Here is a 24,699-nt window from a genome sequence, read left to right as displayed (position 1 = left end):
CGGCAAATCGATTATCAGCGCGGAGCAAGAACCATCATCATCTGACGGCCTTCAAGCTTTGGCTCTGCTTCCACCTTTGCGATTTCAGCAGTGTCTTCCTTAACGCGGATAAGAAGCTTCATACCGAGCTCCTGATGCGCCATTTCACGACCACGGAAACGCAGGGTGAACTTCACCTTGTCGCCATCTTCAAAGAAGCGCAGTGCAGCTTTCATCTTCACGTCATAATCATGCGTGTCGATGTTCGGTCGCATCTTGATTTCTTTGATTTCAACCGTTTTCTGCTTTTTGCGTGTTTCGGAGGCTTTTTTCTGATTCTGATACTTCAGCTTGCCGAGATCCACGATTTTGCAGACAGGCGGTTCAGCGTTTGGCACGATCTCAACAAGATCAAGGCCTGCTTCTTCTGCCATCGCAATGGCGTCCTGCGTCGGGATGCTGCCGTGGTTATGGCCTTCGGCATCGATGAGCTGAACCCGGGGAACCCGGATATCACGGTTGGAGCGCGGTCCGTCTTTCTGGACCGGCGTCGCTCTGAACGGTCGGCGAATGGTCGTTATCTCCTAATTATTAACGTCATAGGCGGCTTAATTTCGTGGGCCCTAAAAGCCATTCCCCCATCAAACCCCTGTTTAACGCGGAAATGTGGCCAAGCGAGCGGTAAAGTCAATAGCATCTTTGACTGGGGAAATCACCCCCGACAAATAAAGAAGTATTTCGGGAGCGTTAAGCGACATATCGGTCACATTTCTTAATATTTCAAGGGCAGGGCCACAGCAGAGGTTTTCTCCAACAGACATAAATGGCAAATGAACCATAGTTAGTAGACTACCTGCCAAATCAGGAGACGAAGATGAGCGAAACGCAGCCGGATTTCATTGATATAGATGGAGCGAAAATTGCGGTTCGCAATCGGTCCGGACATCTCGCGCCCGGCGTCGTCTGGCTTGGCGGCTATCGCTCTGATATGCTTGGCACCAAAGCAGTTGTTCTCGATGAATGGGCTGAAAAAACCGGGCGTTCTGCATTGCGCCTTGATTATTCTGGTCATGGTGAGTCGGGCGGCGACTTTAATGACGGCACGATTTCGCGCTGGCTGAATGAAAGCCTCGCGGTTTTAGCCGAATATGCGCAAGGCCCGCAGATTCTCATCGGATCATCCATGGGTGGCTGGATCGCGCTGCGTATGGCGCAGGAACTTAAGAAGATCGGCAAATCGCCAGCAGGAATTGTTTTGATTGCACCGGCACCAGACTTTACCGCCGAACTGGTTGAACCGACACTCACCGATGCACAAAAGCGTGATCTTGCTGAAATGGGCTATTTTGAAGAGCCTTCGGACTATTCGCCCAATCCCTACATCTACACGCGTGCGCTGATCGAAGATGGCCGCAACAATCGTGTTCTCAAAGGAATCATCGAAACGGGTTGCCCGGTGCATATTCTGCAAGGGATGCAAGATGAGGCGGTGCCTTATCAACATGCGCTTAAACTCGTTGAGCATCTTCCGGTCGATGATGTGACGCTGACGCTGGTGCGCGATGGCGACCACCGCCTTTCGCGCCCGCAGGATCTGAATCTCCTGATCCGCACCGTTTCCGGCTTGGCCGAACGCATATCAATCGGGGCATAATCATGCGCTTTTCCGTTTTTGCATCATCGGCAGTGGCAGCAATCGTTGGCTTTGGCAGCACGCTGGCGCTTATTATTGCGGCCGCGCAGGCGCTCGGCGCAACGCAGGCCGAAACTGCAAGCTGGGTAACGGCTGCCTGCCTCGCCATTGCCGCATCTTCCGCGTGGCTCAGTATCCGTTACAAAATGCCAATTATTGCGGCATGGTCGACGCCTGGGCTGGCGCTGATCGGCGCAAGTGTCGGCTTCACCATGCAAGAAGCCGTGGGTGCCTTCATTGTGACGGCGCTCGCACTGATCCTGACTGGACTTGTCCGTCCGCTTTCCACATTGGTTTCGCGCATTCCGGCATCCGTCGCATCTGGCATGCTGGCGGGTGTGCTGCTTAGTTTCGTAATTGCGGCTGCAAAATCCGTTTCGCTGGATCCCACCTTTGTGCTGCCCCTTGTGATTTTGTTTTTTATCGTGCGGCTGTTTAATCCGTCGTTGGCGGTCATTGCAGTGCTTGTGCTTGGTATGGCCTATGCACTGATGTCCGCGCGTGTACCCGAACTGCCTGCACCGGAAATCTCGACACTCACACTGATCTGGCCGGAATTTCACATCGGCGCAATGATCGGCATCGCTTTGCCGCTTTATATTGTGACGATGGCCTCGCAGAACCTGCCGGGCTTTGCAGTCTTACGCGCCTCAGGCTATGAGCCACCGACGAGTGCCGCTCTGCGCGTGACCGGTTTTTTCTCGCTGCTGACAGCGCCCTTTGGTGCAGGAACCAGCAATCTAGCTGCAATTTCCGCAGCACTTTGCACCAATCCCGATGCGCATCCAGACCCTAAAAAGCGCTGGATGACCGGCCCTGTCTATGCCGCATATTATGTGGTGTTTGCGCTGTTCGGTGCTTCGCTGGTGGCGATCTTTGCAGTCCTGCCCGTCACACTTATCGCACTGGTTGCTGGCCTTGCACTGAGCGGCCCTTTCATCAACGCCATGGCACTTGCGCTGAAAGTTGAAGAAGAGCGGCTTGCGGCCATCGTCACCTTTGCAGTGACTGCGTCCGGCATTGCGTTTTTTGGCATAGGCTCCGCTTTCTGGGCCTTGGTTGCTGGACTTCTAGTGGCAACGCTCGAACATTTACGTAAAAAATTTCCGAGATAATCACATTGCTTAGCTCCCGCTTAGCGAGAATCGGCAAGGGATATTCTTGAAAAGCCGCAATTGGTTCACCACGTCATTTTCAAGCCGCGAGATCAGCAAACGGCCCCGGAACTCACGGAGTAGACCATGACCAATTCTGCATTGATCCGCCCAGCATGGACGCCAGCGACAATTGCGCTGATGGTGCTGGGTTTCATCCTTTTCTGGCCGCTTGGCCTTGCCATGCTGGCCTATATCATCTGGGGCGATCGCCTGGGTGATTTCAAACGCCAGGTAAACGAGAAGACCGACTCAGTCTTCGGCTCCTTCCGCAATTGCGGCAAGAGCGAAAGCTTCAACTTCGGTGGCACCACCGGCAATGCAGCCTTTGACGACTGGCGTCGCGCGGAGCTGGAGCGCTTGGCAGCCGAACGCCGCAAGCTTGAAGAAGCCCGCGCCGAATTCGAAGCCTATGCAACAGAACTGCGCCGCGCACGCGACAAGGAAGAATTCGACCGCTTCATGAATGAGCGTCGTGCAAATGGCAAAACGACGCCTGCCACCCGTACACCAGACAGCGGCAATCAGGTCACTGATATTTAAGCGCTAGCCAACTCATACGGCGCGGATTATCCGCGCCGTTTTTTTTAGATCTCACAAAAATTTCTGGATTTTTTTGCGAATCACTTATCTTTAAGGAATGGGCTTTTCCTTATTCCGTTCCTCAAAGGCCAAAAACTCGGCGATTGTCAGAAGCGAACGCATACATGCGGTCGCGGGACGCGAATTGCCCTTGCGCGTGCTTGAAAACCCACGCGCCAAACGCCTGACCTTACGCATCGAAACAGGCGGCAAGGGACTGCGTGTCACCATTCCACCCGGTCTGCCCGACCGCGACGTTCAAAGTTTTCTGATCCGCCACGAGGGCTGGATCGAAAGCCGCATCGCCAAACTGCCCGATCAGGCGGGATTGCGTGCAGGCTTAAAAATTCCCATTCGCGGTGTTCCGCATCTCATCACCCATCAGCCCGGACGCGGCACAGTGGATTTGCTGGAAGGCAATGTTCTGCTCGTTCATGGCGATCCCGCACATCTTTCGCGGCGTATCGCAGATTACCTCAAGCGTGATGTCAAACGCGATATTGAACAGCTTGTTGCCCATCATACGGCGACCGTGGGCCGTAAAGCCAAGGCTGTCCGGTTCAAGGATACCAAAAGCCGCTGGGGGTCATGTACCTCTGACGGCGTACTTTCTTTTTCGTGGCGCATCGGCATGGCTCCAGCGCCCGTCATTAATTATCTTGTTGCCCATGAAGTGGCCCATCTTATTGAGATGAACCACGGGCCGAAATTCTGGAAACTCTGCCAAGAGCTTTGCCCCGACACCGAGCGCTGCAAAGCATGGCTCAAGCGCAATGGCAGCGCATTACAGGCTATCGATTTTACATGACATCAGAGATTCAAACTGCTGCACGGGCGCTATGGGATTACCATTGCCTCTCCGATGAACCTGTCGCCGCCGATGTGATTATCGGGCTTGGCAGCTACGACGCCCGCGTCGCAAAGCACGCCGCCGATTTTTATCTGCAAGGCTTTGCCAACTGGCTCATGTTCACAGGGCATAGCGGCAACTGGACCAGAGGGCTTTATAAAGCATCGGAAGCCGAAGCTTTTGCGGAAATCGCGATTGCTGAAGGTGTACCTGAGAGCGCGATCATTATTGAGCCGAAAGCGACCAATATCGGCGAGAACATTCTTTTCGCACGCGAAATCATGGTTGCAGGAACAATCAGCCCAATCTTTGTGACCAAACCGCAGACCCAGCGTCGGGTGCGAGCAACCGTTGACAGGCAATGGCCGGAGGCACGAGCTTTTATTACCGCACCCGCGACGTCTTTTGAAGATCAGCCGACAGCAGGGCATGATTTTGAAAAGCTGGTGCGCGAGATGGTGGGTGATCTGCGTCGCATTCTTGAATACCCGGCACTTGGCTTTCAGATTGCGCAGGCAGTTCCCCTTGAGGTTATGGAAGCGTATGATTATCTCATCGCGCAGGGTTATGAAGGCGATTAGACCCGCTACTGCCCGGAAAAGCTTGAGTAGCGTTGCAATATGTGCGACGGAAACGCCATGGTTTTTGATATAAAAATATGTGGCCTTAAAACGCCGGAAGCAGTCGCCGCTGCGCTTGATGGCGGTGCGACGCATATTGGCTTTATCTTCTTTCCCAAAAGCCCGCGACACTTAACGCCTACCGATGCCGGTCGTCTGCGTGAAGCAGCGCAAGATCGCGCCAATGTGGTTGCAGTCAGCGTTGATGCGGATGATGAGACGCTTGATGAAATCGTGCGTGAATTACAGCCAGACATGCTGCAACTCCACGGCCATGAAACGCCGGAACGGGTTGCTGACGTAAAAGCACGTTACGGCCTGCCGGTGATAAAAGCCTTTGCCATTCGCGAGGCCGAGGATTTTCAGTTGATTGCGCCGTATCAGGGTATTGCCGATCGCTTTCTTTTTGATGCCAAGCCGCCAAAAGGTTCTGACCTTCCGGGCGGCAATGGTGTATCCTTTGACTGGGCATTGCTCGACGCGCTTGACGACAGCGTCGATTACATGCTTTCCGGTGGACTAAATGCGGGCAACATTGCCGAGGCGCTGCACAAGACGCGTGCGCCGGGTATCGATGTATCGTCCGGTCTAGAGCGCGCGCCCGGCGAAAAGGACGTGCGTCTTATCAATGATTTTTTCCAGGCTGTGTCTGATGCCAGACAATAGCCTGCACATGACGGAGTGGCAGCATTGAACAAGCCGGTTGAACCCAATTCCTATAAGACAGGCCCGGATGAAGAAGGCATGTTCGGCATTTTTGGCGGACGCTTTGTCGCCGAAACGCTGATGCCGCTGATCCTTGAATTGCAGGAAGCCTATGAGACAGCAAAGACTGATCCTGAATTTCAGGCTGAGCTTTCTAATCTCTCGACCTATTATGCCGGTCGCCCTTCCAAGCTTTATTATGCTGAAGGCCTGACCAAACATTTGGGCGGCGCGAAGATTTACTTCAAGCGCGAAGACCTGAATCATACCGGCAGCCACAAGATCAACAATTGCCTTGGCCAGATTCTGCTTGCCAAGCGCATGGGCAAAACTCGCATTATTGCTGAAACCGGCGCTGGTCAGCATGGTGTTGCATCCGCCACCGTTGCAGCGCGTTTTGGCCTGCCTTGCGTTGTATACATGGGCGCGACCGATGTTGAACGTCAAAAGCCAAATGTTTTCCGCATGAAGCTTCTGGGTGCTGAAGTGAAGCCTGTCACTGCTGGCAATGGTACGCTCAAAGACGCGATGAACGAAGCGCTGCGCGACTGGGTCACCAATGTTGAAGACACCTATTACCTGATCGGCACCGCCGCCGGTCCTGCGCCTTACCCGGAACTGGTGCGCGATTTCCAGTCGGTGATTGGTGTCGAAGCACGCAAGCAGATTCTTGAACAGGAAGGCCGTCTGCCAGACGTGATCGTGGCTGCCGTCGGTGGTGGATCCAACGCAATTGGCCTGTTCCATCCGTTCTTAGATGATTCATCAGTCAAGATTGTTGGCGTTGAAGCAGGCGGTCGCGGTCTTGATGGCGTTGAGCATTGCGCCTCGATGAGTGCAGGCAGCCCCGGCGTTTTGCATGGCAATCGCACCTATCTGTTGCAGAACGAAGATGGCCAGATTCTCGAAGGCCATTCGGTTTCCGCAGGTCTCGACTATCCGGGCGTTGGCCCTGAGCATTCATGGCTCAGGGATTCAGGTCGCGTTGAATACGTGCCGATTCTCGACGACGAAGCGCTGGAAGCTTTCCAGCTTTGCACCCGCGTTGAAGGCATTATTCCAGCACTTGAATCCGCTCATGCTATTGCACAAGCTGTGAAAATGGCGCCAACCATGAGCAAGGATCAGGTGATGATCGTCAATCTCTCCGGTCGCGGCGATAAGGATGTTCACACGGTCGGGCAGCTGCTCGGCATGGATATGTGAGGACGAAATGAGCCAAGTTGTCGTTGACACAAATGCCTACAGACCGCGCGCCGCATGGTTCGACGGGCTGACGGAGTGTGGGTCGGCGACGATCAAGCTCAATATCATTGAAGCCAATCCTTCAAATCCGCTTGGACAAGCCGCTGTCGGCATCGCCCGCAGGCAGATTGCAGCTGCGGCAGAGAAGCTTGAGCACACGCCGCATCTTGGCGCGGGCTTTGCCATTCTGCATCAGGGTGAAGAAAGCCTGTGGCTGCTTCTGCATTGGTGGCTGGAAGGCGGCATCGCAACCCAGATTCTCTGGCAATCCGAACTGGCCGAACTCGGGGACGAGATCGAATTTGAGCCAGCGCAGCCTCTCCTGATGGCCTGTGTATGGGAGCTGGGAATTATCGACTTTGAACGGCGCGCCTGGATGGAAACGGCCATGTCCGGCCAATCCACCGCCGATTATCTGACGCGCATTTTGCCACGGGGCACGGTATGACCACACGCATCGACACCAAATTTGCATCGCTCAAGTCCGAAGGACGCCCGGCGCTGGTTACCTATTTCATGGGCGGCGACCCGGATTATGAAACCTCGCTCGCTGTCATGAAAGCGCTTCCAAAAGCTGGTTCCGATGTGATCGAGCTTGGCATGCCCTTCTCCGATCCGATGGCGGACGGTCCGGCCATTCAGGCCGCGGGTCTGCGCGCATTGCAAGCCGGCCAGACATTGAAGAAAACGCTGCAACTGGCAGCAGACTTCCGCAAAGAAGATGATACAACGCCGATCGTTTTGATGGGCTATTACAACCCAATCTATATTTATGGCGTGGAGCGCTTTCTTGCTGATGCCAAGACTTCTGGCATTGATGGCTTCATCATTGTCGATCTGCCGTCCGAAATGGACAAGGAACTGTGCATTCCGGCAACGCAGGCAGGCCTCAACTTCATCCGCCTGACCACACCAACCACCGACGACAAGCGTCTGCCAAAAGTGCTGCATAATTCATCGGGCTTTGTCTATTATGTCTCAATGAACGGCATTACCGGCTCGGCGATTGCCGATACCAGCCGCGTTGCGGATGCAGTCCGTCATATCAAGAAAAGCACCGATCTGCCAATCTGTGTGGGCTTTGGTGTGAAGACCCCGGAACAGGCCGCAGCCATTGCGGAAGCTGCTGACGGTGTGGTTGTGGGTACTGCAATCGTCAATGCTGTCGCAGCCGAACTCAATGATCACGGCAAGGTAAAGGGCGATCCGGCAGCCGCTGTGACCAAACTTGTCAGTGCATTGGCAGCAAGTGTTCGTGCAACACGCCTTGAAGCTGCCCAATAAATCGTCCATTTAGGCTGCTGGAAGCATGTCTCCCAAAAGTGGGAACCGGTTTTGGGAGACATGCGTAAAAATAGAGAGATAGAGCAGGCGCAGTAAGTACGAATAAATGCGACACGCTCTGCCACTGTTGAATATTCTGAAGAACAAGAAACGGAAGCAAACGTCATGAACTGGATCACCAACTACGTTCGTCCCAAGATCAATTCGATGCTCGGACGTCGCGAGATGCCGGAAAATCTTTGGATCAAGGATCCATCGACCGGCGAAATGGTGTTCCATAAAGACCTTGAAAGCAATCAGTTCGTGATTCCTGGCTCAGGCCATCACATGCGTATCAAGGGCAAGGACCGTCTGCGTTTCTTCTTCGACAATGGCGAATACACGACGCTGGAAAGCCCAAAGGTTCCAGTCGATCCGCTGAAATTCCGCGATGAAAAGAAGTATATTGATCGTCTGAAAGACTATCGTGCACGCACCGGCATGGAAGACGCGATCACCAATGGTCTTGGCACGATTGAAGGCCTGCCGATTGTCGCAACCGTGCAGGATTTCGGTTTTATGGGCGGATCGCTCGGCATGGGTGCTGGCGAAGCGATCATTCAGGGCTTCATGAAAGCCATTGAACTCAAGCGTCCGCTGGTGCTGTTTGCGGCATCGGGCGGTGCCCGTATGCAGGAAGGCATTCTGTCGCTTATGCAGCTCCCACGCACCACTGTTGCGGTCGAAATGCTCAAAGAAGCAGGTCTGCCTTACATCGTCGTTCTCACCAACCCGACCACAGGCGGCGTGACTGCTTCCTACGCGATGCTTGGCGATATTCACATTGCTGAACCAGGCGCACTGATCGGCTTTGCTGGTCCTCGCGTGATTGAGCAGACCATTCGCGAAAAGCTGCCAGAAGGCTTCCAGAGTGCTGAATATCTCATGGAACATGGCATGGTCGACATGGTTTGCTCGCGTCTTGAGCTGAAATCAACCATTGCAAGCCTGCTCAAAATCATGACTCGGCAGCCAGCCAACAGTGATGTACCGGTAAAGACACCTGCGCCAAAAAAGCCAGAAGCTGACAGCAAGGCGGCTTAATCGTGACAGGAAAAGCGGATGCCGTCATCGAACGGCTCATGCAATTGCATCCCAAAGGGTTTGATCTTTCACTGGACCGCATCCGCGATCTTCTGGAAAAGCTCGGCAATCCGCATCTGAACCTGCCGCCCGTCATCCATATTGCCGGAACCAACGGCAAAGGATCGGCGACCGCCTTTTGCCGTGCGCTTCTGGAAGCAAGCGGCTTTGGCGTTCATGTCCATACCTCGCCGCATCTCGTCAACTGGCATGAACGCTATCGTCTCGCTTCCAAAAATGGCGGCAAACTCGTTTCTGACGATGTTCTGGCGGAAGCCATTGAACGCGTGGAAGCAGCCAATGGCGGCCAGCATATTACGGTTTTTGAAATCCTCACTGCCGTGGCCTTCGTGCTGTTTTCCGAACACCCAGCCGATGTCGTTATCATGGAAGTGGGGCTTGGCGGACGTTTTGACGCCACCAATGTGATTGCTGATCCAGTCGTTTCGCTGATCATGCCCATCTCGATTGATCATGAAGCCTATCTTGGCGACAAGGTAGAACTTATCGCCATCGAAAAGGCCGGTATTATCAAGAAGGACTGCCCTGTCGTCATTGGCTTTCAGCTTTTTGATGCAGCGCGCGAAGTGCTGATTTCGACCGCCGACAGGCTCGATTGTCCGCTTTCGATTTACGGACAGGATTTCCTCGCATTCGAGGAACATGGCCGCATGGTGTTCCAGAACGAAGACGGGCTGATTGATCTGCCGCTGCCGCGCCTGCCGGGACGTCACCAGATTGCCAATGCTGCCGCCGCAATTGAAGCGGTGCAGATGGCTGGTTTCACCATTACCGACAAGGCGGCTGAAAAGGCGCTGATGGTTGTCGACTGGCCTGCACGCATGCAGCGCCTAACCCACGGAGACCTTGTTGATCTCGCGCCTGCGGCGTCTGAAATCTGGCTAGATGGCGGTCATAATCCCGGCGCGGGCGCTGTGATTGCAGAAGCGCTGGGCGATCTTGAAGAACGCTCCACGCGACCGCTGTTCCTGATCACCGGCATGATCAACACCAAAGACCCGGTTGGCTATTTTGCGGCCTTTGCTGGGATGGCAAAGCACGTCTTTACCGTGCCGATCCCATCAAGTGATGCAGGCATTCCAAACAATGAGCTGGCGATAAGCGCACAAAAGGCAGGCCTTTCGGCTGAGCCTGTTCATTCGGTTGCCAATGCGCTGAAAATCCTGCGCGATACATGGGCGCATGATGAAGCCCCACCGCGCATTCTGATCGGCGGCTCGCTTTATCTTGCGGGCGAAGTCCTGCGTGAGAATGGAACCCCACCAAGTTAACAAAGTACCATCAAGAAATTGTGGATGTGAATAAATATACAAAACGCTAAATTTTACTTCGTCAGTCTTATGTTTTTGGAGATTTGCATGAAGTTAGTAATTGTATTGTTTTCAGCCCTTCTAACCATTTTAACAACACCACATTCATTCTCCCAATCTGGTGCAGATGGTGGCAATGGTGGTGACGGTCCAAATAGCGATGGCGGAAACTCAATCGGAACAATGCCCGGTTGTGATGGCGGAACAAATCCCTCAGCTGACGGTAAGTTTTACCTTCCGGGCACACAAGAAAAATGTAATCCCAGTGATTACGACCGGAAAAAATTAGATCATAAATAAAAAAACCGGCTCAATTTACATGGGCCGGGTTTTTTTATCTTATAAGTTCAGCTGATTAAGCAGCAGAAGCCTTGATCCAGTCAGCAAGGCGGCTCTTTGGAGCAGCGCCAACCATGTTGGCGGCAAGTTCGCCATCCTTGAACATCAGAAGCGTTGGGATCGAACGCACGCCGAACTGTGCTGCAAGTTCCGGATTTTCGTCGATATTGACCTTAGCGATCTTAACCTGACCAGCCATTTCAGCAGCGATTTCATCAAGAGCCGGAGCGATCATCTTGCAAGGACCGCACCATTCAGCCCAGAAATCCACGACGACAGGCTCGCTCGACTGAAGAACGTCCGACTGAAAATTGCTGTTATCGACCTTTACGGTTGCCATAGGGCTATCCTCATATCTGTTTGAGAGCAAAAGACTCAGCGAGAAATTGCTCCTTTGACCATATCATGTGGCGTGTCCGCCATCATTCGTCAAGTTCTGGTTAGTAACCTTTCCTTGAGAGTCACCAAGCGCTCTCAGTGCTTCATCCATTGAAGCTTCTGGCAATGGCAGCAAATACGGGCCTTCGGTGAAGAGCAATGCTGCTTCCACAACCCGCCCCGGATAGAGCGGTGCCAACAGCTCCCGATAAAGTGCTAGCTGTGCGCGATAGGCGAAAGGTACGGCTTCAACAGTCTTTGGCGGCGGGCGATTGGTTTTGTAATCGACAATGAGCACGCGATTTTCATCGACACTGATGCGGTCGATCTGGCCCGAGACGGCATGATCTTTTCCACCAAGATTGATAGTCCCCATGACCGCCACTTCACCACGCGATCCTTGAGTAAAGACTGGCGCGAATTTCGGATCAGCCAGAATGGTCGCGACACTCGCCCAGGCTTTTTCACGCTCGATTTCCGGCCAGTCGGCAGCGATGCGTGCCAGATAGTCCTGTGCAAGCTTCTCGCGCTCACCCACGCCCACCTCAGGCAAATATTGTAGCAGCATGTGGATCGCCGTACCGCGCCTCAACGCGAAGGCAGATGTCTCGCCGCCCTGCCCCAGAACCGGCGACAGCGTATCAAGCGGTGGTTCTTCGTCAGCTTCAATCAATGCCGATGCCCCGGAAGGTGCCAAAGGACGCGGCAGGCCGGGTTCCGGCTTCATTGGTTTCAGATAGTCGAGAGGCAGCGGCGGAAACTCTGCTACTTCCAAAGTTTCCGGCTCGGCAATTTCAGTCAGACCGCGCGGCGTGTTGCGATAGCGCCGCGCTGCTATGCCTGAAACCGGATGCACAAAGGTTTCCGCTTTTGTTGTGAGCGCATCTTCGACCAGCCTATGCCATGTCTCGCCGCTTTCACGCGAGCCACGATAGCCGCAGACAATCAGCCTGTCTTCTGCGCGCGTCATGCCCACATAAAGCAGGCGGCGATATTCTTCTTCGGCACGCGTCTTGAGGCCCTCGATCTGTGAAGCAAGGAAGCCGGTCTGGTAGCCAGCATTGGGCTGCCAGAGATAGCCCTTCACCTGTGGTCCATCATTTGTGAGATCAAATGGAACAAGCTTTGGTGCACGCGTTCCACTCCACACGGCATTGCCCGGATCAACCAGAAACACCACAGCCCCTTCAAGACCCTTGGCGGCATGGACCGTCATGATGCGCACTTCGTTGCGGCCCTGATCAAGCTCGCGCTTGATTTGCGGCGAGGCTGCATCAAGCGTTTCCAGAAATGCCTGCATACCCGGCAGGCCAGCGCGTTCAGCCGAAAGCGCATAGTTCTGGAATTCATCGATAATATCGCCTGCTTCCGGTCCAAGCCGTGCCAGAAGCTTACGCCTTGCGCCATCGGCACTTAAGATTCGCGCATAGAACTCGAAGATCGGCATGGTGTCGGCCATATTGCGCCAACGGCTCAGCGTTTTGTGCACACCGATCAATGCAGGTTCTTCAAGCGATGCATGATACAACCGCTCAAACAGCGTTTCGCCGCTCTTGCGCGGATTAGCGAGCGCAAACAGCCTGTCATCATCCCAGCCAAACAGCGGGCTTTTGAGGAGAGATGCCAATGACAAATCATCAGACGGCTGCAACACGAAACGCCCCAGCGCCATCAGATCCTGAATAGCGATATGGCTTGTCAACTTGAGGCGGTCGGCACCAGCCACCGGCACATGGCGCTCTTTGAGCGCGCGCGAAAGCGCTGGCATGAACTGATCGCGCTTGCGCACCAGCACCATGATGTCCTTTGGCGCAAGTTTGCGGTTCTGACCCGGAATAGTCTCGCCGCGATCAAGCCAGTAGCGAATGGTGGATGCAATCTGTTCGGCAAGTTTGATGGCAGGTGCCTGCAAATGATCGACCGGAATGCGCCAGTCGTCTGGTTCCTCCACCGCTTCCGGCGTCAGCATATCCCAGATTTCCACCTCGCCCGGCTCATTGGAGCGAATGGCAGAGTGAACAGTGGCACCTGACAAGCCGCGATTGGCCTCGGGACGTGCAAAAACCTCGTCCACGGCCTGCAAAACATCAGGGGCCGAACGGAACGAGAAGTTGAGGCTGACGCGCTCGAATTTAAGCTCTGCATCGGCCGCACGAAGGCTGACCGCCCTACCCTGCGCAGCAAAATCTTCGGGTACAGCGCCCTGAAATGAATAGATCGACTGTTTTTCATCGCCGACGGCAAACAGCGTGCGCTGCACGTTGCGCTGACCGAGGCCCGAGAAAAACTCTTCCGACAACATACGGATAACCTGCCACTGATCGGGGCTGGTATCCTGTGCTTCATCGACGAGAATATGATCAATGCCGCGATCAAGCTTATACTGCACCCATTGCCCTGCCCCATCACGCGCCAGCAGCGCCACGGTGCGGGTGATCAGGTCTTCAAAGTCAAGCAATCCACGTCTGCGCTTTAAATCATGATAGCGTTGCAGCAGATTATCAATCAGTGTGAGCGCGCTAAGATTAAGCCGGATAAGCCGCAGTTCCTTGATCTTGTTGAGGCCAAGCTCGACACGAGAAGCAGCGGCATTATAATCTTCCTCAAAATCCGGCAGCAGTTTTTTGACGGCGCTCGATCCGACATAAGAACCAGATTTTGCCTCGCCGGTCGCTTTGAGGAAAGAAGCACGCAGCACCGCTTCCTTGTCGAAGCTGGTTTTGACCTTTTCATATTGCTTGAGTTGCAATGCAAAGTCATGCGCACGCGCCGCACCCTTCTGGATCGACAAGATCAGATCAAGCGCATCATCGGAAAATTCTGGCACTGGCCACATATCCTCCAGCAGATCGGATTCACGCGTGTCGGGCCGGAAACGGAAATGCCGGTGCAAAGCCTCGCTGCGCTGACTGACATCGCCAAGAGCGGAGATATATTGCTGCAAGCCATTGCGGCGTCCCACTGCCTCATCAAGCAGTGCCTGCAAACCCATCTCGCCCGCCGCCTGCATCACATCAGCAAAAGCGTTTGCCAGTTCCGGATCACCGCCGCCATGTGCGGTCTCAAGCAGGGTGCGTCGCGCTTCGCCGACAAGGGCGACCTGCATGAGATCATCCATCATCTCGAAGTGGCCTGCAATATTCGCCTCCAGCGGGAACTGATGCAGGATCGCTTCGCAGAATGCGTGAATGGTCTGGATTTTCAACCCACCCGGCGTTTCAACTGCACGCGCAAAAAGCCTGCGTGCCACTTTTAGGCGTGCTTCATTTGCACGACGACCTTCGAGATTAAAAAGCCGCTCCCCCAAATCCTCATCCGGCAACATTGCCCATTCAGACAATCGCGCAAAGACGCGGTTCTGCATGACGGCTGCTGCCGCCTTAGTATAAGTCAGGCAGAGGATTTTAGACGGATCAGTACCTTCGAGCAGCAGCCGGATAACACGCTCGGTCAGAACATGTGTCTTGCCGGAACCGGCATTGGCCGATACCCAAACAGAGGCCAGCGGATTGGCCGCACTGGCCTGCGCTGAAATCGTTTCCGGTGGAATCACACGTTGCTTTTTCATTCGCCGCCCTCCCCGCCAGCATCACCACCAGCGGACCATTCCAGCACACGCGCCAGATGATCATAGTCGCCGGTCAAGTCCGTTTCGCGAAATGGCAAAGCGCGAGAAAGATAACCCTTAGCCGGATTCTGATATTCGAAAAGCAACTGCGCCAGCCGCTGCCATGCTTCTTCGCCAAGCGCTGGAGCCGTCTTTTCAGAGGGTGGCCTGCCGATTTTCAAAATCGATTCCGGCTTCACTTCGCCGCCTGCGCGCAGTCGCACATAAGTGAGATCAGAGGCGCGAACTGCGCCCAGTTCGCGGAACGCACCGCGCACGAGAAGAGCGGCTTCAAGCGCCAGCTGTGGCGACAAGAGGACATGCGCTTGTCGCGGCGATGGGGTGGAGCCGGTCTTATAGTCGATCACTTCCGCAGTTCCGTCGCGCATCAGATCAATACGGTCCGCACGGCCCGACAAAGTGATGCCAAGACTTTCAACCTCGCGCTTATCCGACGAAATTTCAGCAAAGCGGGTCTGAACATTATAGGCGCGTTCGCGTTCCCATTCGAGAAACTGCGGAATAAGCGCCGTAAATCGCGGCCACCAGACCGCTTCGATCTCAATGGGTAGATCCATTTCGCCAAAGAAATGCCGGCCAAATTCTTCAAGTTGCGTGGCCGCATCCGGCGCCAGCGGATCGACACCTTCCTCGGTAAAATGTCCAAGAATATCGTGAAACAAAGTGCCGCGTTCTGCTGCTGCCGGATCGCGGATCAATGGCTCCAGCGGACGTAGCTTCAGGATTTTTCGGGCGAAAATCGCATAAGGATCGCGACGCAGGGTTTCGATTTCCGTCACCGAAAAATGGTTTGGCCGTGCGCTTACGGGTGGTGCCGGTTCCGGGCGTTTGACGAAAGGCACATCCGGTGCCTGATCGATTTCACGCGCCCAGTGGATAAAACGTTGCCCACGCGAGCGCATATCCCTGGTCACGTCTGCACCCAGCACTGTTTCAAGCCGCTGCAACCAGCGCGACGGAATGGTTGGTGCATTATCCGAACGCTGGGAACGCGACAGCACGACGTGATCCATGCCGAGCGCCATCTGGAAATCATGTGCTGCAAGGCCGGTACGGCGCTCAGGTGGATCAAGCGCGATCATCGCTTTCATAGGGCGCGACATGAACGGGTCGTTGCGCGTCTTGGCGGGCCATGTGCCTTCGTTGAGACCACCAATCACCAACGTATCCATGGTCTGCAAACGCGCTTCCAGCGCACCCCAGATGAAAACACGCGGATGACCACCCGGATGCGGCTTCACGGTTTCGCCCGACATCAGCGCTTCAAGAACTGAGGGCCATTCGATGGCTTCGAAATCGAGTTCCGCTTCGCTCGACACCAACTGACGCAGAAATGAAGCCAGCTTCTCGCCATGTTCGCCAGAATAATAACGCGTGACGCTTTCGCTCTCATCGCGGGCCAGATTTTCGAGCGCCTCCACAGTTGCCCGTGTAATCTCGCCAATATCCGTTCGTCGGTTAATCACCGCGAAAGGTGCAAGCGGCGCAACAGCTTCCGACAAGCTCACACAAAGCGCGCGCGCTGCATCCAGCATATCCTGCGTGACGGTTGAATGCCATGCCGGTTGCCATGACTGGCTGGCACTCTCTTCCATGCGACGGTCGAAAAATGCAGGCAGATCGATAATAGACGCCCTGCCCGTGCCACCCCGGAACGCCACCAGTTCGAGTGTTTCGGCAGCCAGTCGCCGCTCGATACGTTTGCCGCCAAGCCGTAACATCGGGTGCTTGACCAACGCCAGCAACGCTACCGGATCACCCGGATTAAACACGGTTTCGACCATAAGCCGCATCAGCGTTGCGGTCTCAATATCGCGCAAATGCCGGCCACCGGAATCATCGGCGTCGATGCCAAAACGGGCAAGTTCGCCCACTACGCGGCGTGCGAGATTTCTATCGGCAGTAACCAATGCGGCGGTCTTGTTTTCATCGCTGATCGCATCGCGAAGCGCCAGGGCCACTGCCAGCGCTTCCTCACGCTCATTGGCGGTCTCAATCAGATCGATCTTATGTGCCGACTGACGCAGCACGTCCGGCTGCATATCGGGGTGGTTGTGGAGCTGGCTCCATGCGTCGGTGGTTTCCGCCGGGCGCAGCGCCTGACTTACAACCCGTTCCATTACACGCTTTTTAACCGGCATATCTTCGATATGATCGACATCCTCGCGCAGTACCCCAATGGTCTGCAACAGCTTGTGGAGACCATATTGCGGATGTCCGAAAGTAGATGGATTATCGTCTGACGCACCAAGTAGGTTCCAAGCGCTCTCATCAAGATCACGATCCAGCCCCGGCAGAACCACTGCACCATTGGGGAGTTTTGCAATCACCGAAACGAGTTCGGCGGTCGCAGGAATAGAGCCGGTGGAACCCGCCGCAATTACCGGGCCCTGAGGCGGATGATCGCGCAGTCGCCGCACCTCGCCCCAGATCAGTTCATTGCGGTGCGCTGCGGGATTAGACAGCTTGCGCTCTTCCAGAATTTCCGGCCAGAGTTTCGTGACAATATCGAGAAAGCCGAGCGTGACTTGCCACCAGTCGGCAAGATCATCGGGCGCAATGCTGGCAAGTTCGCTCCATTTGGCATTGTCGGTTTCGACCTGATCCATCAGACCGGCGAGATCGCGTGCCAGCCAGATTGCATCCGAAGTTGTTGCGGGAACCGAAACATCCTCGACACCAAACAGCGCGCGCACATGTTGAGGCAGCGATTCACGCCACGGACGAATGAGCCGCGCCAAGAGCAGCAGGCGTTCAGCCTTGCCAATTGGCGGATTGAGATCAAATACGCCGGTTGTTGCTGCATTGAAAAAAGCTGAGTTCTCGTCCACATCGCCCAGCGGACGAATGGTCGGAAGTATAGCTGACTTAGCCGGATTCATATCCACCAGAATCGACCGAAGCGCACGCGCTGCACGGCGCGTCGGCACATAAATGGTCGCGTTCGCTAATGCCAGTGGATCAGAAGCGTTGCCCGGAAAGCCTTCAATCAGACGGCCTTCCAGAAGTGCCTTGGCAAAGGCTGGCAGAAAAGCTGTGCCGGATGGAATGGAAAAAAGCTTTGGTCGCCTCATGTCGATTCCTTTTTCACGCCAAAGCCGATAGGACAGCCTCCGCCTCGCCGATTGCTTCCGGTGTTCCCACCGTCAGCCAATGCCCGATCATGGGCATACCATAAAGACGCCCGGCTGCAATGGCTTCATCAAAATAGCGATTGAGCGATGAAACACCCGGCTCAGCTTTAGCAAAAATACGCGGATGGATGATTGCAACACCAGCATAAATCAACGGATCGCCCGCAACGTCACGCAGACGGCGCAAGCGCCCCTCATCATCTGCAACAAAGTCACCCTTGCCTTCAAATCCGGTCGCCTGATCAAGCTTTGCGGTCATGAGAAGGATATCCATCCGGGCATCGTCCCAGACATGCGCCAGCGCCGAAATATTCGGCTGCACCTCATCACCAACCCAGAATGTATCCGCATTGAGTACGTAGAACGGCTTACCCCCAAGCTGTGGCAGCACATTGACGATACCACCCGCGGAATCGAGCAACAGATCACGCTCGTCGGATATCGTGATTTTCGGCTCTGAGCGGCTGCCAAGGTAGTCAATCAGTTGGTTGGCTAAGTAATGAACATTGACGATTGTATTCTCAACGCCTGCTACCGCCAGCGCATCCAGCCCCCAGTCGATCAGCGGCTTGCCGGAAACCTTAACCAGTGGCTTGGGCTTGGTTTCCGTGATCGGTCGCATACGCTTGCCAAGACCTGCCGCAAGCATGATCGCTGTATCAGGACGTGTCATTGTTTCTCCAGCAAAGCGAGATCGTCAAACCATGCGGCGACCGGCGCCATGACCGGGTGCTTCAAGACGCGGTTGAGATAGTCGTGAATGCGCGGCAGATGCGCGAGATAATGTGGCTTGCCATCTCGTTCATCGAGCCTGACAAACAGGCCCAGAAGCTTTGAATTGCGCTGCGCACCCATCACGGCATAGGCCATCCGAAAAGCCATTTCGTCAAACACATGGCCAAGCTTGTGGCGTTCATCGCAATAAGCATCAACCACTGCCTTTTCGAGCTCCGGCGTAATCGTCACGCGAGCATCGAGCGCCAGCGACGCGACATCATAGGCAGCAGGGCCGATCATCGCGTCCTGAAAGTCGATTGTGCCAATCTTGTTTGCGCCTTGCGCATCTTCAAACCAGAACAGATTTGGCGAATGATAATCGCGCAGCAGCAGGCTTTTTTCGCAATCGGCAATAGCGTCGAGAACTTTGTCCCATGCCGCTTTATAAGCCTGCGCTTCGGCGTCCGTCAGCTTGCGGCCCATCATGCGTGGCGCATACCATTGCCCGACAAGGCTCACTTCCATGACTATCGCATCACGATCAAAAGGTGCAATGATGTGATCTGGATAGCCCGCAACAGGCGCATGATCAGGCCACTGAACCCCATGAAGATGTGCAAGAAACCGTCCAGCCGCTTCATAGCGTTCAGCCACCGGCTCACCCGATGGAGCCCTGATGCCCTCAAGCCCAAGATTTTCGAGGATCAGCAGTCCTGCATCAATATCAACAGCGCGCATTTGCGGCACGCGCAGGCCATTTTTCGCAAGCAGATCATCAATGGCCACGAAAGCCTGAATATTTTCTGCAATATGCGCAAGCTGGCGATAGGACTTGCCGTTGCGCAATGGCGGATCGTAGGGCATCGCGAGCGCATTCATCAGAATTTCAACGCCGTGCGCACTGTCGATAATCTCATATTTACGCGGTGAAGCATCGCCCTGCAAATAGCGGCGCGTGGCCTTTGCACGGTCATTGTTTTCCAGGAAATTGCGGATTGTGAGCGTGCGCTCAAGACGTGTAATTGCGACATCCGCTCCCGCGACAGTAATACGCCGCCCTGCCCCTTCATGAGTAAGCGTGACGGCAAAGGTAGGCTCCGGCAAAAAACCCTCCGCCTGCTCCGGCCATTCCGACAGCACGACGCCATCGTCGAGAAACTCGACCAGCCCCAGCTCGTCCAGCTCTTCGCCGTGCGAAATCCGGTAAAGATCAGCGTGAGCGACGGGCAAGCGCAACGCTTCATAGCTTTGCACCAGCGTGAATGTCGGGCTTGGCACCTCAAGCCCCTCATCATCGGCAATCGCGCGAATGACGGCGCGTGCGAGCGAGGATTTACCGGCGCCAAGATCGCCAGACAGGGTGACCAGATCGCCCTTGACCAGCGCCAAGGCAAAATCTTCGCCAAAGCGCTTTGTGGCGGTCTCATCGGGCAGGAAAAGCTCAAGACTGTGAATTGGGGTGCTCATGAGCCCCATTTACCTTATTCGGCGGCAACACGGAAGCTGCGCGCCTCCGATGGGAAACGGCAAATGACGGTTGTGCCAATATCTGCACCGGTTTCGATCTCGACACGCCCGCCATGCAGCTCGACAAAGCTTTTGACGATGGAAAGGCCAAGGCCTACACCGCGCTTGCGACCGCCATTCTGATAAGCCTGAAAACGCTTGAAAACAGTATCCAACACATCGCTCGGCATGCCCGGACCATCATCATGCACGGCAAACAGGATCTCTGTGCCGTCACGTCTCACATCTAGGGAAACGCTTGAGCCTTCCGGCGCATAATTGGAAGCATTGGACAGAAGATTGAACAGCACCTGACGCACGCGATTGGCATCGGCGCGGAATGTTTCAACATCGTCGGCAATCTCGATGCTCAGGCCGATGTCGTGTTCTTGCAGACGTTCACTGACCCGTTTTGCAGCCGCCGATATTTCATCCATCACCGAGACATCATCAATATCGAGCTGCATGATCCCGGCATCCACCGTCGCAAGATCAAGAATGTCATTGACGATGGTCAGAAGAACCGCAGATGACGTGCCGATATGATCGAGATATTCAAGCTGGCGCTCATTGAGCGAGCCGAAAGCAGGCGTTTGCAGCAATTCTGTAAAGCCGATGATATTGGTCAGCGGCGAGCGTAGCTCATAGGAAACATGCTGCACGAAATCATTCTTGATCTGATGCGCAAGCGACAGCGCTTCGTTCTTTTCCTTAAGTGCGCGTTCCACCCGCACCGTATCGCTGACATCAATAAAGGTCAGCATTGTCTGCCCCTTTGGCAGCGGCACCACGGCATAAGACAAGATAATACCGTCATCAAGCTCGACCTGCCCCATGCGCCCGTTGCGCTCATCGAGAAAGCCGGTGACAGAAGAAACAAAATCGTCCCAGATGCCGTTGCCGCCGCGCTGGCTGCAAAGCTTGGCGACGGTGGAGATATGCGTGCCTTCAACGGCAATCGCCGCAGGCAGTGACCAGAGATCAGCAAAGGACGGATTGGAAAGGCGCAGACGGCCATCGGAACCAAACACCGCAACCGCTTCCGCCAGATGATCGAGCGTTTCGCCCTGCACCTTGATCAGCGTGTTATAGCGGCCTTCAAGCTCGAATTTCTCAGTCATGTTTTCGAAGAACCATGTCACGCCGCCTTGCGGATGCGGATTGGCGACAACACGCATGATGCGCGTATCCGGCAGGTGCCACATGTGTTCTTCCGGCTCGACCGCGCGATAGGCCGCAAGCAGCGAATCCTTCCACTTGCGCCATTCCGGCTGCTCGGGAAGCTTGCCTTCGGAACGGAGCCGATCAAGAAACAGCGTGTTGCTTGGGCGCGTCTCAAGCCAGGCCGTATCAAGAGACCACAGCGAGACGAAAGCCTGATTGAAGAATTGCAGCTTCATATCGGGATCGAAAATCGCTACAGCCGTAGAAAGCTGATCAAGCGTTTCGGCATGGCTTTTCAAGGTGCGGCTCAATTCTTCGCGAACCTGTTCGATTTCACTCAGATCAAAGCCAAGACCGGCAGAACCTGCATCCGTGCTCACATCGGTGACGTCATAGATACGACGGTCGCCACGCACCACGGCAGGCAGCTTTTCATAGAGATCCGGTTCGGCAAAGCGATCACGTTCCAGACGCTGGCGTGCCTGAACACCGAACAACTCACGACCTTCTGAACTTGCCTGTGTGCCATCTGCGGCATCAACAGCGCGCGCGTAAGCACCATTGACCCATTCGATACGTCCATCCGAGCCACGTAGCCAGACCGGCTGTTCAATGCGGTCGAGCAGATGACGGAAGAGGGCGAGCTTCTCAGAAAATTCCCGGTTCTGCGTCTGCAAGGCGGCACGTTCGGCCTGAACGCCCTGAAGGCTTAAAAACCGCACCACGGCAAAGCTGCCAGACGTGCGGCCATAAACATCAAGCAAGGTGCCATTGACGGTTTCAACCGTCAGATCGAAAGCGTGGGCTTGCTCGCGCAAGGCCGAAACCGCGCGTTCAAGCTCTGTGACCGCTTGCGGGCGCAACCAGCGCCCAAAGGCCAGAAAATTCGAGCGATCCTGCGGCGCACCACACTCGATCGGCAATTGTCCGACGACATCGGCGCGGGTGCCCTGTGCATCCCAGACGACAATGCGCTGATCTTTGAGATTAAGCAACGCATCATTGCGTTGCGCAACGAGGCCCATATCGGACAAGCGAGTGCGCAATTCATTGTTTTCGTGGGCAATTTTCGAGCGATCGCGAATGAGCCAGCCAGCTGACAAAAGGGCTGCACCCATGGCACCCAGAAAAATGGAAAACTGAATAACTTCGAAAGCGCCGACGCTGCCGCCAAATGGCAGTTCAATCCGTGCGGAATTTGTGGCGTGTTGCGCCCATGCGGGAGCCGCCGCAACCAGTGCGGCAAAGGAAACTGTTGCCTTGAGGATGACCCGTTTGAGAGGGCTAAGCCCACGCGAAAGCGAAGCTTTCAGGTGCCTGCCTGCGCTGAATGCGGATTTGCTCCGCAAGCTCCCCGATGAGCCGACCACTGGCATATTTTCCCTGTCTCCGCCACCCGGCAGCACCATTCAAAAGAACGCCGCCGTATTTCAATATGCTTTTGCTCTCAGCCCCGCATCGCCACAATGCAATTGAGAGCTACACATGTTTCGAGTTTTATAAGAGGTGCATCTTATCCGAAAACCGTTTCACACTTTTCGGGATGCGCTCTCAGAGTGAATAAGCCGCCCGTCTTCTGCCTTTGCTGACAAAAAACGCCCAACGCAAACACCCGTCAAAACACATTGATTCGTCTTCACAATACCCTCACCGTGAATCCACGTGAAGCGTGTTCGTTGTAAAAATAAAGACCGGGCAACTTTGTATTGCCCGGCCTACAAGATGTAGCAGTATGGTTAACAGATACTTAATACCTGTAGTGTTCTGACTTAAATGGGCCTTGTGGAGTGACGCCAATATAAGCGGCCTGCTCATCGGAAAGCACCGTCAACTTGGCACCAAGCTTGTCGAGATGCAGACGCGCAACCTTTTCATCAAGGTGCTTCGGCAGGACATAGACCTCATTCTTATATGCGTCAGGACGCGTGAAGAGTTCGATCTGGCCCAGAACCTGATTGGTAAAGGATGCCGACATCACAAAGCTTGGATGACCGGTTGCATTGCCAAGATTGAGCAGACGACCTTCTGAAAGAAGAATGATGCGCTTGCCATCCGGGAATTCAACCAGATCGACCTGTGGCTTCACGTTGGTCCATTTGAGATTGCGCAGGCCTGCAACCTGAATCTCATTGTCGAAGTGACCGATATTGCCGACGATGGCCATATCTTTCAGCTTGCGCATATGATCGAGCGTGATGACGTCCTTGTTGCCGGTCGTCGAAATGACAATGTCGGCGGTGGAAGCTGCGTCATCGAGTGTTACGACTTCAAAGCCGTCCATTGCAGCCTGAAGCGCGCAGATAGGATCAACTTCCGTGACCTTCACGCGGGCACCGGCACCAGCGAGCGATGCCGCCGAGCCTTTGCCAACGTCGCCATAGCCACAAACGACAGCAACCTTGCCAGCCATCATGACGTCGGTGCCGCGGCGGATGCCGTCAACCAGCGATTCCTTGCAACCATACTTGTTGTCGAACTTCGACTTGGTCACGCTGTCATTGACGTTGATTGCCGGGAAGGGCAGGAGGCCCTTCTTCTGCAGCTGGTAAAGGCGATTGACGCCCGTGGTGGTTTCTTCGGTCACACCCTTGATCGCGTCGCGCTGACGCGTGAAGAAGCCCGGCGTCTCAGTCATACGCTTCTTGATCTGCGCGAACAGAACTTCTTCTTCTTCGCTTTCAGGCTTGGAAAGCACATCTTCACCAGCCTCAGCACGCGCACCGATCAGAATATACATGGTGGCATCGCCACCATCATCGAGAATCATGTTGGATGGCTCACCATCCGACCACTGGAAAATCTGATCGGTATAGGTCCAGTATTCTTCCAGCGTTTCGCCCTTGATGGCGAAAACCGGCGTGCCGGTTGCAGCAATCGCTGCGGCCGCATGGTCCTGGGTCGAGAAAATATTGCACGATGCCCAGCGCACATCGGCGCCGAGTGCCTTCAGCGTTTCAATCAGCACAGCGGTCTGGATCGTCATATGCAGCGATCCGGAAATGCGCGCGCCCTTCAAAGGCTGCGATTTGCCGAATTCCTCGCGCGCAGCCATCAGGCCCGGCATTTCGGTTTCAGCAATATCGAGTTCCTTGCGGCCCCAATCGGCCAGGCTAAGATCCTTGACGACAAAATCCTGACTTGCGGTCATCATCTGCTCCAATCAATTTGATTTTGAAGCCCGGATAAAAATGCGAAAGGGCTTCGTCTGGCGTTCTGATTAGCAGATCAGCACTACCAGCACAACACAACATAAAGAGTTCTTTATGTG

20 protein-coding genes are annotated in these 24,699 nt (G+C 54.8%); 12 read left to right on the top strand and 8 right to left on the bottom strand.

Features of this window, described 5'->3' with window-relative positions:
* Positions 1 to 14 precede the first annotated feature (14 nt).
* Positions 15 to 551, bottom strand: coding sequence for a translation initiation factor IF-3 (infC, locus tag CEV31_RS05290; protein WP_094505914.1), 537 nt, complete (start codon positions 549 to 551; stop codon positions 15 to 17).
* Between the two features lie 302 nt (positions 552 to 853).
* On the opposite strand from infC, the gene CEV31_RS05285 reads away from it, so the two are divergent.
* The 12 genes from CEV31_RS05285 to CEV31_RS20870 all read left to right on the top strand — a co-directional run bounded on the left by CEV31_RS05285 (position 854) and on the right by CEV31_RS20870 (position 10,865).
* Complete coding sequence (locus tag CEV31_RS05285; RefSeq protein ID WP_094505912.1) at positions 854 to 1,633, top strand: alpha/beta hydrolase; 780 nt, start codon at positions 854 to 856, stop codon at positions 1,631 to 1,633.
* A 2-nt stretch (positions 1,634 to 1,635) separates the two neighbouring features.
* Positions 1,636 to 2,787: a benzoate/H(+) symporter BenE family transporter gene (locus CEV31_RS05280; RefSeq protein WP_094505911.1), complete on the top strand. Its 1,152-nt coding sequence runs from the start codon at positions 1,636 to 1,638 to the stop codon at positions 2,785 to 2,787.
* Between the two features lie 126 nt (positions 2,788 to 2,913).
* On the top strand, positions 2,914 to 3,369 hold the full coding sequence (locus CEV31_RS05275) for a DUF2852 domain-containing protein (RefSeq protein ID WP_094505910.1): 456 nt from the start codon (positions 2,914 to 2,916) through the stop codon (positions 3,367 to 3,369).
* Between the two features lie 97 nt (positions 3,370 to 3,466).
* Positions 3,467 to 4,216 (top strand): M48 family metallopeptidase, encoded by a 750-nt coding sequence (locus CEV31_RS05270; RefSeq protein WP_094505908.1) that lies wholly within the window; start codon positions 3,467 to 3,469, stop codon positions 4,214 to 4,216.
* The gene (locus CEV31_RS05265) at positions 4,213 to 4,839 is read left to right on the top strand and encodes a YdcF family protein (RefSeq protein WP_094505907.1); all 627 of its coding nucleotides are present in this window, start codon (positions 4,213 to 4,215) and stop codon (positions 4,837 to 4,839) included. The genes CEV31_RS05270 and CEV31_RS05265 overlap by 4 nt, the downstream gene beginning before the upstream one ends.
* Before the next feature lie 57 nt (positions 4,840 to 4,896).
* Positions 4,897 to 5,544 (top strand): phosphoribosylanthranilate isomerase, encoded by a 648-nt coding sequence (locus CEV31_RS05260; RefSeq protein ID WP_094505906.1) that lies wholly within the window; start codon positions 4,897 to 4,899, stop codon positions 5,542 to 5,544.
* A gap of 24 nt (positions 5,545 to 5,568) precedes the next feature.
* Positions 5,569 to 6,789: a tryptophan synthase subunit beta gene (gene trpB / locus CEV31_RS05255; RefSeq protein ID WP_094506513.1), complete on the top strand. Its 1,221-nt coding sequence runs from the start codon at positions 5,569 to 5,571 to the stop codon at positions 6,787 to 6,789.
* A gap of 7 nt (positions 6,790 to 6,796) precedes the next feature.
* A complete protein-coding gene (locus CEV31_RS05250) occupies positions 6,797 to 7,276 on the top strand; it encodes a hypothetical protein (RefSeq protein ID WP_094505905.1) in 480 nt (159 codons plus the stop codon).
* Positions 7,273 to 8,112 carry a tryptophan synthase subunit alpha gene (trpA, locus tag CEV31_RS05245; RefSeq protein ID WP_094505903.1) on the top strand — a complete coding sequence of 280 codons (840 nt, stop codon included), beginning with the start codon at positions 7,273 to 7,275 and terminating at the stop codon, positions 8,110 to 8,112. The genes CEV31_RS05250 and trpA overlap by 4 nt, the downstream gene beginning before the upstream one ends.
* A gap of 165 nt (positions 8,113 to 8,277) precedes the next feature.
* Complete coding sequence (accD, locus tag CEV31_RS05240; protein WP_094505902.1) at positions 8,278 to 9,195, top strand: acetyl-CoA carboxylase, carboxyltransferase subunit beta; 918 nt, start codon at positions 8,278 to 8,280, stop codon at positions 9,193 to 9,195.
* Between the two features lie 38 nt (positions 9,196 to 9,233).
* On the top strand, positions 9,234 to 10,526 hold the full coding sequence (locus CEV31_RS05235; protein ID WP_210190897.1) for a bifunctional folylpolyglutamate synthase/dihydrofolate synthase: 1,293 nt from the start codon (positions 9,234 to 9,236) through the stop codon (positions 10,524 to 10,526).
* Between the two features lie 87 nt (positions 10,527 to 10,613).
* Entirely contained in the window at positions 10,614 to 10,865 is a 252-nt protein-coding gene (locus CEV31_RS20870; protein WP_143850907.1) for a hypothetical protein, read from the top strand.
* A gap of 55 nt (positions 10,866 to 10,920) precedes the next feature.
* On the opposite strand, the gene trxA is transcribed toward CEV31_RS20870, so the two are convergent.
* The 7 genes from trxA to ahcY all read right to left on the bottom strand — a co-directional run bounded on the left by trxA (position 10,921) and on the right by ahcY (position 24,579).
* On the bottom strand, positions 10,921 to 11,244 hold the full coding sequence (gene trxA, locus CEV31_RS05230; RefSeq protein WP_007872546.1) for a thioredoxin: 324 nt from the start codon (positions 11,242 to 11,244) through the stop codon (positions 10,921 to 10,923).
* Positions 11,245 to 11,307: 63 nt separating this feature from the next.
* Positions 11,308 to 14,850 carry a double-strand break repair helicase AddA gene (addA, locus tag CEV31_RS05225; RefSeq protein ID WP_094505899.1) on the bottom strand — a complete coding sequence of 1,181 codons (3,543 nt, stop codon included), beginning with the start codon at positions 14,848 to 14,850 and terminating at the stop codon, positions 11,308 to 11,310.
* Complete coding sequence (addB, locus tag CEV31_RS05220; RefSeq protein ID WP_094505898.1) at positions 14,847 to 17,984, bottom strand: double-strand break repair protein AddB; 3,138 nt, start codon at positions 17,982 to 17,984, stop codon at positions 14,847 to 14,849. The genes addA and addB overlap by 4 nt, the downstream gene beginning before the upstream one ends.
* Positions 17,985 to 17,997: 13 nt before the next feature.
* Positions 17,998 to 18,717: a nucleotidyltransferase family protein gene (locus CEV31_RS05215; protein WP_094505897.1), complete on the bottom strand. Its 720-nt coding sequence runs from the start codon at positions 18,715 to 18,717 to the stop codon at positions 17,998 to 18,000.
* Positions 18,714 to 20,228, bottom strand: a complete 1,515-nt coding sequence (gene tsaE / locus CEV31_RS05210; protein WP_094505895.1) for a tRNA (adenosine(37)-N6)-threonylcarbamoyltransferase complex ATPase subunit type 1 TsaE — start codon at positions 20,226 to 20,228, stop codon at positions 18,714 to 18,716. The genes CEV31_RS05215 and tsaE overlap by 4 nt, the downstream gene beginning before the upstream one ends.
* Positions 20,229 to 20,242: 14 nt before the next feature.
* On the bottom strand, positions 20,243 to 22,840 hold the full coding sequence (locus CEV31_RS05205) for a sensor histidine kinase (RefSeq protein WP_210190888.1): 2,598 nt from the start codon (positions 22,838 to 22,840) through the stop codon (positions 20,243 to 20,245).
* 338 nt (positions 22,841 to 23,178) lie between these two features.
* Positions 23,179 to 24,579: an adenosylhomocysteinase gene (ahcY, locus tag CEV31_RS05200; RefSeq protein WP_094506511.1), complete on the bottom strand. Its 1,401-nt coding sequence runs from the start codon at positions 24,577 to 24,579 to the stop codon at positions 23,179 to 23,181.
* Between the last annotated feature and the right edge of the window lie 120 nt (positions 24,580 to 24,699).

It is taken from the genome of Brucella thiophenivorans, from assembly GCF_002252445.1.
Taxonomy (GTDB): domain Bacteria; phylum Pseudomonadota; class Alphaproteobacteria; order Rhizobiales; family Rhizobiaceae; genus Brucella; species Brucella thiophenivorans.
Note: the sequence above shows the minus strand (reverse complement) of the source record. Positions and strands in the feature narration are given on the sequence as shown.